The sequence below is a fragment of the Hydrogenophaga palleronii NBRC 102513 genome (assembly GCF_001571225.1).
GTDB lineage: Bacteria > Pseudomonadota > Gammaproteobacteria > Burkholderiales > Burkholderiaceae_C > Hydrogenophaga > Hydrogenophaga palleronii.
The window spans coordinates 1-2380 of record NZ_BCTJ01000086.1; the positions used below are offsets into that span (position 1 = coordinate 1).

3 protein-coding genes are annotated in these 2380 nt (G+C 67.9%); all 3 read left to right on the forward strand.

Features of this window, described 5'->3' with window-relative positions; genetic code table 11:
- Positions 1-111: 111 nt before the first annotated feature.
- The 3 genes from HPA01S_RS22325 (at position 112) to HPA01S_RS22335 (ending at position 2369) form a co-directional block, all read left to right on the forward strand.
- Entirely contained in the window at positions 112-1074 is a 963-nt protein-coding gene (locus HPA01S_RS22325) for an aliphatic sulfonate ABC transporter substrate-binding protein (protein ID WP_066273698.1), read from the forward strand.
- A gap of 5 nt (positions 1075-1079) precedes the next feature.
- Positions 1080-1955: an ATP-binding cassette domain-containing protein gene (locus HPA01S_RS22330; RefSeq protein WP_084360920.1), complete on the forward strand. Its 876-nt coding sequence runs from the start codon at positions 1080-1082 to the stop codon at positions 1953-1955.
- 198 nt (positions 1956-2153) lie between these two features.
- Complete coding sequence (locus tag HPA01S_RS22335) at positions 2154-2369, forward strand: TOBE domain-containing protein (protein WP_066273701.1); 216 nt, start codon at positions 2154-2156, stop codon at positions 2367-2369.
- Positions 2370-2380: the final 11 nt, after the last annotated feature.

Below are 2380 nucleotides of genomic sequence, written 5' to 3' on the forward strand. Positions count from 1 at the left end.
GCCTGCGGCGCTGGGAGGTGGGACGGCAGCTCGGGCCGGCGAAGCCGGACCCTGGCTGCCCCTGGAACACAGACACCTCACGCTGCCATCTTTTTATTTCGAAGCCCATCCATGACGCACTCTCTCATCAACCGCCGCAGCGCGATCGCCGTGCTCGGTGCACTGGCCGGCGGTCTCGCTCAGGCACAAGGCAACGCACCGCGCACCGTGCGCCTGGGTTACCAGAAGTCTTCCACCCTCATCGCGGTGCTGCGCCTGCAGGGCACGCTGGAGAAACGCCTGGAGCCGTTGGGTGCCAAGCTCAGCTGGCACGAGTTCACCAGCGGCCTGCCGCTGCTCGAAGCGCTCAACCTCGACAACCTCGATTTCAGCGCCGACGTGGCCGACACCGTGCCGGTGTTCGCGCAGGCCGCCGGCGCGCAGCTCACCTTCGTGGCGCAGGAAGCGCCCTCACCCACCGCCCAGGCCATCCTGGTGCGCAGCGATTCGCCGCTGCAGAGCGTGGCCGAACTCAAGGGCAAACGCGTGGGCTTCGCCAAGGCCGCCGGCGCGCACTACCTGCTGCTGGCCGCGCTGGAAAAGGCCGGCCTGTCCTTCGCCGACATCGAGCCCGCCTACCTCACCCCCGCCGATGGCCGCGCCGCCTTCGAACGTGGCGCCATCGACGCCTGGGTGGTGTGGGACCCGTTCCTCTCCGCCGCACAGAAACAGGCCGGTGCGCGCGTGCTCGCCGACGGCACCGGCCTGGCTTCGTACCAGCGTTATTACCTCGCCAGCACGCGCTTCGCGCAGGCCCGGCCCGACGTGCTGGGCGTGATCTACAGCGAGCTGGAAAAAACCGGGCGCTGGGTCAAGCAGAACCCGAAGGAAGCGGCCGCGCTGCTCGCGCCCTTCTGGGGCCTGGACGCCGGCATCGTCGAGCAGGCCAACGGCCGCCGCAGTTATGCGGTGCGCCCGGTGACGCCGCAGAACATCGCCGAACAACAAAAGATCGCCGACACCTTCCTGGCCGAGAAGCTGCTGCCCCGCCGCATCAACGCGACCGAGGTGGCGCTGTTCAAACCGCAGGCGTGACGCACATGACTTCTGCCAACGCCACCCTTGAACGCACCGGACTTGCCGCAACGCCGGCCCCGGCTTCGACGGGCGCAGCCCGGACGGAAACCACACCCGGCGTGCGCGTGCAACTGCGCCACCTGAGCAAGCGCTACGGCGCGCGCGAGGTGCTGCGCGACAACCAGCTCACCATCGAGCCAGGTGAGTTCGTGGCCATCGTCGGCCGCAGCGGCTGCGGCAAGAGCACCCTGCTGCGCCTGGTCGCCGGCCTGGAGCCGGCCAGTGGCGGCGAGCTGCTGCTCAACGGCCGCGCCGTGCAAGGCCTGCACGACGACACCCGCATCATGTTCCAGGACGCGCGCCTGCTGCCCTGGAAACGGGTGGTCGACAACGTGGCCCTGGGCCTGCCAAAAGAAAAACGCCCGGACGCCGAAGCGGTGCTGGGCCAGGTGGGCCTGGGCGACCGCCTGGCCGACTGGCCGGCCAAGCTCTCGGGCGGCCAGCGCCAGCGCGTCTCGCTGGCCCGCGCCCTGGTGCACCGGCCGCAACTGCTGCTGCTCGACGAGCCGCTGGGCGCGCTGGATGCGCTGACCCGCATCGAGATGCACGAGCTGATTGAAGGCCTGTGGAAACGCCACGGCTTCACCGCCCTGCTGGTCACGCACGACGTGCAGGAAGCCGTGGCGCTGGCCGACCGCGTGATCCTGATCGAAGACGGCGCGATTGCGCTGGACGAGCGCGTGCCGCTGGCGCGCCCACGTTCGCGCGGTGATGCCACCTTTGCGGCCATCGAGAAACGCATCCTCGACCGCGTGCTGCAGATTCCCGACAGCGCGCCACCTTCCAACGACCCGGCATGGCCCAGCCCGGCGGCCCATGCGTTGCGCTGGGCGGTCTAGATGAATTTCGAGCACCACGCATCTGCATCCACGCCCTCCCCCGCAGGGGGACGGCCGGGATGGGGGCACGCGCGCCGACCAGGCCACTTCATGTGTGGCCCCCACCCAAGCCCTTGTCCCGAGGGGGACGGAGGCTGACGCCCTCCTTTTCACCCGCTTCTTTTCACCGCTTCTTTTTTTTAACCCAAGGAAAACACCATGTCCATTCAAGCCATCAACGTCCGCAACCAGTTCAAAGGCAAGGTCAAGGAAATCATCAAAGGCGACGTCGTCTCCGAAGTCGATGTCGAAACGCCCTGGGGCATCGTCACCTCGGTCATCACCACCCGCTCGGTGAACGACCTGCAACTGGTGGTCGGTTCCGAAGTCGTGGCCCTGGTGAAGTCCACCGAAGTTTCCATCGCGAAGTTGTGAACACCCCCCTG

Excerpts from the sequence above, each read along its gene's own strand:
- HPA01S_RS22325 (WP_066273698.1), top strand. The coding sequence starts at position 112 with ATGACGCACTCTCTCATCAACCGCCGCAGCGCGATCGCCGTGCTCGGT.
- HPA01S_RS22330 (WP_084360920.1), top strand. The coding sequence starts at position 1,080 with ATGACTTCTGCCAACGCCACCCTTGAACGCACCGGACTTGCCGCAACG.
- HPA01S_RS22335 (WP_066273701.1), top strand. The coding sequence starts at position 2,154 with ATGTCCATTCAAGCCATCAACGTCCGCAACCAGTTCAAAGGCAAGGTC.